The 6,616-nt window shown below is 36.2% G+C and carries 9 protein-coding genes and 1 pseudogene; 4 read left to right on the forward strand and 6 right to left on the reverse strand.

The window, feature by feature from the left end:
• Nucleotides 1-65: 65 nt before the first annotated feature.
• Genes RVY88_RS07990 through RVY88_RS08000 form a run of 3 tightly spaced genes read right to left on the reverse strand, consistent with a single transcriptional unit; the run spans nt 66 to nt 2,027 of the window.
• Nucleotides 66-365 carry a hypothetical protein gene (locus RVY88_RS07990; RefSeq protein ID WP_162167552.1) on the reverse strand — a complete coding sequence of 100 codons (300 nt, stop codon included), beginning with the start codon at nt 363-365 and terminating at the stop codon, nt 66-68.
• A complete protein-coding gene (locus RVY88_RS07995) occupies nt 355-1,290 on the reverse strand; it encodes a P2 family phage major capsid protein (RefSeq protein WP_162167553.1) in 936 nt (311 codons plus the stop codon). Before RVY88_RS07995 ends, RVY88_RS07990 begins: the two co-directional genes overlap by 11 nt.
• Complete coding sequence (locus RVY88_RS08000) at nt 1,290-2,027, reverse strand: XkdF-like putative serine protease domain-containing protein (RefSeq protein ID WP_002849062.1); 738 nt, start codon at nt 2,025-2,027, stop codon at nt 1,290-1,292. Before RVY88_RS08000 ends, RVY88_RS07995 begins: the two co-directional genes overlap by 1 nt.
• Before the next feature lie 131 nt (nt 2,028-2,158).
• On the opposite strand from RVY88_RS08000, the gene RVY88_RS08005 reads away from it, so the two are divergent.
• From RVY88_RS08005 to RVY88_RS08020, 4 genes are all read left to right on the forward strand, one after another.
• Nucleotides 2,159-2,623 carry a hypothetical protein gene (locus tag RVY88_RS08005; RefSeq protein WP_225893278.1) on the forward strand — a complete coding sequence of 155 codons (465 nt, stop codon included), beginning with the start codon at nt 2,159-2,161 and terminating at the stop codon, nt 2,621-2,623.
• Nucleotides 2,624-2,643: 20 nt separating this feature from the next.
• On the forward strand, nt 2,644-3,219 hold the full coding sequence (locus tag RVY88_RS08010; protein WP_238389040.1) for a phage portal protein: 576 nt from the start codon (nt 2,644-2,646) through the stop codon (nt 3,217-3,219).
• A 101-nt stretch (nt 3,220-3,320) separates the two neighbouring features.
• Nucleotides 3,321-4,892: a terminase large subunit domain-containing protein gene (locus RVY88_RS08015; protein WP_162167555.1), complete on the forward strand. Its 1,572-nt coding sequence runs from the start codon at nt 3,321-3,323 to the stop codon at nt 4,890-4,892.
• Nucleotides 4,889-5,359: an HK97-gp10 family putative phage morphogenesis protein gene (locus tag RVY88_RS08020; protein ID WP_081305929.1), complete on the forward strand. Its 471-nt coding sequence runs from the start codon at nt 4,889-4,891 to the stop codon at nt 5,357-5,359. The genes RVY88_RS08015 and RVY88_RS08020 overlap by 4 nt, the downstream gene beginning before the upstream one ends.
• A 128-nt stretch (nt 5,360-5,487) precedes the next feature.
• On the opposite strand, the gene RVY88_RS08025 is transcribed toward RVY88_RS08020, so the two are convergent.
• The 3 genes and pseudogenes from RVY88_RS08025 to RVY88_RS08035 all read right to left on the reverse strand — a co-directional run.
• Nucleotides 5,488-5,706: a hypothetical protein gene (locus tag RVY88_RS08025; RefSeq protein ID WP_147542994.1), complete on the reverse strand. Its 219-nt coding sequence runs from the start codon at nt 5,704-5,706 to the stop codon at nt 5,488-5,490.
• Between the two features lie 226 nt (nt 5,707-5,932).
• The gene (locus RVY88_RS08030; RefSeq protein WP_002850360.1) at nt 5,933-6,232 is read right to left on the reverse strand and encodes a hypothetical protein; all 300 of its coding nucleotides are present in this window, start codon (nt 6,230-6,232) and stop codon (nt 5,933-5,935) included.
• Nucleotides 6,208-6,616 (reverse strand): annotated as a pseudogene (locus tag RVY88_RS08035) (hypothetical protein); the annotation flags it as partial. The gene RVY88_RS08030 and the pseudogene RVY88_RS08035, both read right to left, overlap by 25 nt.

The raw sequence follows: 6,616 nt of genomic DNA on the forward strand, positions 1-6,616 counted from the left end.
TATACCCATTAGCGCTTATAAACTTAACGCCGGTAAACGTTTTTTTTATAAGCTCAACTGTTTTTTTAAACCGCCGCCCATAGTAACCCGCCGCCTTTGCCTTCTATAATCTTAGAAGCATCTATCTCTTTACAAGCATTTTTTAGCAAGATAATGTCTGCCTCACTTAGCTCTATTTTTAGATAAATTTTTAGTCTAGTCATAGCAAAATCCATAACCGCCCAGCTTTGCACTTCTTTGCCTTTGCAAAACTCTAGTGTTTCATTTGCGCTAAACTCTAGCGCTTCAGCGGTTATTTCATTTGGATTTAGTAAAGAAGCTTTAGCTCTAGCTTCTAAACTCTCTTTTAGTTTTTCAAACTCCATCGCCGTCGCTGTCTGCTTCGTTTGTAGTACTTAATACAGCCCATTCTGGTACGCCTATTTGGTAGTCGCAGAACACTTCAAATTTATATTTTAAAGAGCTCTCTTCGTTGTCGTACCAGCGTTGGCGACGTATATCAAGCCCGATTGAAAAAATAAGATTTTTAAGTGGAGTTAACATGTATTCGCCGCTTTTTACAAAACTTGCGCCAATTAGCGGTACGCCAAGGATATTGTCTGCGCCTTTATTTAGCAAAATTGATAATCCGCCATTTTTACCGCCAATCTCTTTATTGTAAGCTATTAGATCTTTCTTGCTTACTATTATCACACTTTGGTTTAGCACGTCTTCGTTTGCGTTTTCTACCATGGCAATCAGCCTATCTGTTATTTTACTAGCTGCTTTGTGTTCTAGTTTTTTTGTTTTAGTGCTCTCTTTTGCAAGCGTAAACCAGCCCTTGTTTAGATTTTCAAATTTAGACTCTGCGTAATCGTCTTTTGATCCTATCATCCCTAGATTTTGCAAATCGTTACTAAATGCGGTCGCAAAACTATCAAATGTTTCGTTTTCGAAATTTGGATTTTCTGCGTTATCTTCTAGTGTATCTTGCGTAATTTTTGCAAAAAGCTGAACAACTTTATTTTCTATTAAAACGGAGCTTACGCCGATTTTTTGGCGTTGCGCGTTAGTTGGCTTGTCACCAGAATTCACGCGGACTAGTATCCCACTAGCTAAATTCCAAGTATCAAAACTCTTACTTAGCTTCTTTGTTTTATCCAAAGTCACCTTGCTTAAAAAGTCTGATTTGTCGATTATGGTCTTAATTATCTTATTTGAAACCTCTGGACGCAAAGTAGAGGTAGAATACATATCTACAGCGTTTATAGTTCCTGTAGCTTTTAGCAATTCTCTTAAGTTTTTAGCCATTAAAGTAGTCCTCCTATATCGTTTTCATTTGTTTGTGTAGCATTTTCTTGTTTGCTTTTTTTAAGCTCATTTTTAAGCTCATTCATGTCTTTCTTTAAAGAGTCTAGTTCATCTAGCTTTTCTTTTATGCTGCTTAAACCTTTAATCACCTCTGCTACTTCTTTTTCTCTCTCCAACTGCTCTCCTTCTTTTATATTTTTTTCTGCATTAAAACCTTTTAAAATAGCTTCAAATCCCTTTAATATGCTTTTTAAAAGACCATCATCTTCTTCTTTTATAGCCGTCCCAGCCATAGATAGTGCTTTTAAATCTCCTTTTTTTACCGCCTCTTTAAGCTCGTCGCTTTCTAGCTTTATGCCCACCGCCCAGCTTCCTTCTTTTTCGTTTGGAAATAGCGGATCACCGCTTTTAACTATCCAGCTTTCACAAATGTAGGCGCCCTCTGGTTTAAAGTTGTGGTCTCTGTCTACATTTTTTATATTTAACCCCTTCATAAAAGAAAATGCTGCTTTTTCTATCTCCGCTGCACTAGCTGCGTCTCCTTGCGTGTCGATCTCGTCTGGGCTATAGACAATGCCATAAACAATACCTTTTTCTGTATCGTTTTTAGCTATTTTTACGCTTCTAAAATAGTCTTCTAGCGCGTCTTTGCTCTTATAAATTACACTCTTGCCATTTGCACCTTCTTTTACTAAAGAAATATGCGTTATAGCTATATCTTTAAGCCTTTTAGCCATGTTTATCCTCCAAAAATTATTGCGTGCATTTTAAAAGTTTTTATAAATTTAGTCACTCTATATAGCTATATATAGATATTTTTAAATCTTTTTTTGTGCTAACTTTGCTTTTTTACTTTGCAGGAGACATTATGAATAGATTTTTTATAGAAAAAGACGCAAAACAAAGTTTGCAAATAGGAGAAGAGACTACCTCCACAAGCGGGATTATAGAGCCATTTTTTAGTTTTAACCAACTTTTAGAAGCATATTACGCAAATGTTTATCATAGGCGCGCTATAAAGATAAAAGCAGGTCTTTTAAGCCAAATAGAAACAGAAGAAAGCGACTTAGAAAAGTTCTTACCTGCAGGTGTAAGCCCTAAAAACTTCCTAAACACATTTGCTTTTAACTTAGAACTCTATGGAAACGCCGCCATAGAAAAAGCAGGCGGGAGTACCAGCTACCTTTTTTACAATCTCCCAGCAAACCAAATGCGGCTTAAAAAAGATAGGCGCCTATTTCAAAAAGTGAATGAAAAGATTGTGGAACTAGAGGGATACCATTTTTTTACTACAGTCCAAATAGCAGGTATTATGGCGAACCAGACTACCTAGCAGCTTTACAACAAATCCTAATAAACCAAAAAGCAGATCTGTATAATGATAAGTTTTTTGATAATGGAGCAAGACCAGACCTTGCCATAATTTATGAAAACGCAGAGCCAAGCGAGGAGCAAATAAAGGCGTTTGAAAATTTTTTTGGTAGCAATTTTAGAGGTTATAACAACTCACACAAGACCCTTATAATTTATGGAGAAAACAGTGCAAATGACAAAGACGCTAAAATCCGCTTTGAAGAGCTAGGAAGGGTAAGTGATCTTAGCTTCAAAGAGTTAAAAAGCGTAACTAGGGATGAAATAGCAGTCGCTCACGCCATTCCTCCGCGTCTTTTAGGCATAGTACAAGGCTCTGCTCTTGGCGGTAGTGGCGAGCTAAGCGGTCAGCTCCAAATGTTTAACGAGCTAGAAATTAAACCAAAAATAGAGATGATAGAGAGCTTTTTTACAAACATAGGAGTAAAAGTAACGCTTAAAGCTATGGATACAGCTAGCTTTAAAGATGATGGAGAGATAGTAACAACTCTAGTTGGAAGTGGAATTCTTAGCATAGAAGAAGCTAGAAGTATTTTAGGTTGGCAAAAGAACATTTAAACTAGTTTTTAAATGCTTTTAAAAGGCGTTTAAAAACGTTTAAAAGGCTTTTATGCTTATCGGTATAAGTATTAAGGTAAAAAATGCAAAAAAGGCGAATTGTGACATATACAAAAGAGTTTAAAGAAGAGTGCGTAAATTTGCTAAAAAGCGGAGTAAGCGCATTAGCACTAACAAGGCAAACAGGAGTAAGCAGACCAACGCTTGCAAAGTGGCTAAAGACTTATGAAAAAGAGAATTTTAGCATAGATAACGCAATAAACTTTACCAAGAAAAAGATAGAAGAGCTTAGCAAAAATGACCAAACCCCACAAGGAGTGGTTATGCTAAGTGAGCTTGTATCTGCGCTAGCCAAGCTTGAAAACGGCGTAAAAAAAGTAAAAAGCATAAAAGATAAATCCCGTCCTATTATAAATATGGATAGCCCTACTGCTAATGAGCTTAAAAAGCGTATTTTAGAACATGGGAATTTATACGCCTACCAAAAGGAATTTTTACAAAGCAATGATACTTTTAGGATAGTGTTAAAATCACGTCAGATAGGTTTTTCGTATGTGAGTAGTGCAGATGCTCTTATAGGCGCAGTTGCGGGGAGAGACCAGCTCTTTTTATCTGCAAGTGAAGAGCAAGCCCTTATACTAATGCGGTACATGCGGCACTGGGCAAAGGAGTATGGTATAAGTTTTAAAAAAGATAGCGAGCACGAAGTTGTTTTAGAAAATGGAGCATACATTAAATCTTTTGCTAACAACTTTAGGACCGTACAAGGATTTGCGGGAGATATCTGGATGGACGAGTTTGCCTGGTATCCAAATCCAAAACGCATTTGGCACGCATTTGTCCCTAGCATAGGAGCTATAAAAGGCCGATTAACCATACTTTCAACGCCGTTTGAAGAGCGTAGCCTTTTTCATCAAATTTACTCAGATAAAACTAAATTCCATATGTTTAAAAGATTTTGCGTAAGCATATATAAAGCGATAGAAGACGGACTAGATTTTGACTTAGAGACGATGAGAGATCTGTTTGACACAGATACCTGGGCTAGCGCGTATGAGTGTCAGTTCGTAGATGATGAGAGTAGCTTGCTTTCTATATCGCTCATAAAATCTTGCGTGGATAACAAGGCGCATTATTTTACGCCAAAAAGTAGTGAATGTATTTACGCAGGATATGATGTAGGTAGAGTGAGCGATAGATCTACGCTAGCAGGGGTTGTTTTAGAAAATGGAGTTTATAAAACTGCTTTAATGGATATACTAGCTAAGGCTAAATTTGAAGAGCAAAAAGAGCATTTAACCAGCTTTTTAAAAACGTATCCGATTAGCGTTTTAAAAATAGACAAAACCGGCATAGGTATGAATCTAGCAGAAAATATGCATGATAAATTTAAAAGTAGAGTAAGTGGAGTGTGGTTTAGCAATACCAGAAAAGAAGAGATGGCGCTAAATCTTAAAAAAGCATTTGAAGATAAACTAATCAAAATTCCAAACGATCCGCTTTTAATAGCAGACATCCACGCCATAAAGCGAACTATAGGCGCAAAAAGCTTTAAATACGACGCCAAAAGAAACGAATACGGCCACGCAGATAGGTTTTGGGCTTTAGCATTAGCGTTATCTCATATAGGCGTGGTGCGAGCTAAAAAAAGCGGCGGAGCGATAATAATATGAATAAGATTTTTAAAAACTTTATGTTTAGAGTAGGTGCAGAGGTTGTAAATGAGAGCAAGGCTATAGCGCCGTTTAAAACAGGTAATTTAAAAAAAGATATACAAGTATTTAAAGCAGATCAAACAAGCGTAACTATCGGGAATTCTAAACTTGCACATTACGCTAAATTCGTACATTTTGGCACAAAACCACATATGATTAAGGTTAAAAAAGCAAAAGCTTTGGCATGGACCCGGTCGGGGCACCCCGTAAGCGGGGCTTTAGTAGGCGGCGGAGGGCGGACGGGTTCGCGCACCGCAAAAGCATTTGCAAAGCAAGTAAATCATCCAGGCACTAAGGCTCAGCCTTACCTAGAAGATGGTTTGAATAATTATATAAGTAGCTCGGGGCTTGCAATGGCTAAAGAAGACCTTGCAAAAGATATAAGAAATAAGGTTTTAAACGATATTAAGAAGGCTTTGAAATAAAGCTATTTTCTGTCATTCTAAATTTTAACCGCAAATCCCTACAGATTTACTTTTGAGAAATTTCCTACTGCTTCTAGGCTTTGTATATGCTCATAACTAAGTAACCATAAGTGAAAAACCGTCGCGGGTTAGGTTGTAAAAAGGATCTTTTCTTGTCGATCCTTCAACTCTATTAAATCCCGATATTCCATATCTCTGTAGGTGAGCGGAAAATTCCGCTTACCGAATTCATCGTTTGGCAAAGCTCTAATTTGTGCTATTACATCACCAACCTTTTCTAAAGTTTCTGAACTAATATCATCTATCGTTGGTTCTATAATCGCACTATTATTTTCCATATTTTGCATTCACATTCGCCATAAAGCTATTTGCATTTTGAGATATCATTTCTAAAGAGTTTTTAATAACAGTAAGCTCTACTGGCTCTATTTGAACATCATACCCACTATAATTTTTTTCACTATTTTAACTACTGCGTTGCGATTTTGATTTTGCAATGTTTTTGTTTTGCTAAATGCTTCTATTATAGTCATATTTCGCCCCTAATATTTAGTCTAAATAAACTTATAAATTTTACTTGCCGAAATTTGCTTTGATATATTCTAAAGCGTCTATAAAAGTACCAGTAAATTTATGACCGTTTGGCAAGACTTCAAAGTCGCAGATCTCATAGAATTCTTTATACTCTTTTGCTTCATCTATGTTTTCTTTGCTAGGAGTAAAGATATCAAATATACGAACTATTCTTTTATCTCTTATCCTTGTAATAGGCTGGATTATCTTTAGTCCGCTATCGCCATCATCTATGTGAGATGGAAGGTCTATAAACCACTCTATACCATAAAATTCTATAACAAATTTGCGATTTTCCATTTTATCACCTCTTTTTTATCATATACTGAAACATTTTTAAAGTAATCAAATGCTCTTTTCTTGTTTTCATTAGGCTTATAACAAGTCACTATCTCATTGCCGTTAAACACTATAAAATACCCATTATCGCTAAAAGCGTTTATATATCTATTGTCCTTATTTTTAGCCGTTGTATTTATAGAGTTTAAAGCCTTTACAACATTAGCACTAGTAGTCTCTTTATGTTTTTTGGCTATATGGTCGTTACTCTTTTTCCAAACTCTTTCCACGCCTGTTTTATCTATATGCTTTACTACTTCATCTTTGCTAAGCGGGCTTGTATTTTTCATCTTTACTCCATCAATCTCTTCTTCATTTATCCACACCGGTACTAGCTCGGTTCTA

Origin of the sequence: Campylobacter sp. TJR-1 (genome assembly GCF_032840035.1) — a bacterium.
Classification (GTDB): Bacteria; Campylobacterota; Campylobacteria; order Campylobacterales; family Campylobacteraceae; genus Campylobacter; species Campylobacter fetus.

What these genes read in the sequence shown, in the direction of transcription:
- RVY88_RS07990 (WP_162167552.1), bottom strand. Translation starts at nt 365, where the DNA reads ATGGAGTTTGAAAAACTAAAAGAGAGTTTAGAAGCTAGAGCTAAAGCT.
- RVY88_RS07995 (WP_162167553.1), bottom strand. Translation starts at nt 1,290, where the DNA reads ATGGCTAAAAACTTAAGAGAATTGCTAAAAGCTACAGGAACTATAAAC.
- RVY88_RS08000 (WP_002849062.1), bottom strand. Translation starts at nt 2,027, where the DNA reads ATGGCTAAAAGGCTTAAAGATATAGCTATAACGCATATTTCTTTAGTA.
- RVY88_RS08005 (WP_225893278.1), top strand. Translation starts at nt 2,159, where the DNA reads ATGAATAGATTTTTTATAGAAAAAGACGCAAAACAAAGTTTGCAAATA.
- RVY88_RS08020 (WP_081305929.1), top strand. Translation starts at nt 4,889, where the DNA reads ATGAATAAGATTTTTAAAAACTTTATGTTTAGAGTAGGTGCAGAGGTT.
- RVY88_RS08025 (WP_147542994.1), bottom strand. Translation starts at nt 5,706, where the DNA reads ATGCAAAATATGGAAAATAATAGTGCGATTATAGAACCAACGATAGAT.
- RVY88_RS08030 (WP_002850360.1), bottom strand. Translation starts at nt 6,232, where the DNA reads ATGGAAAATCGCAAATTTGTTATAGAATTTTATGGTATAGAGTGGTTT.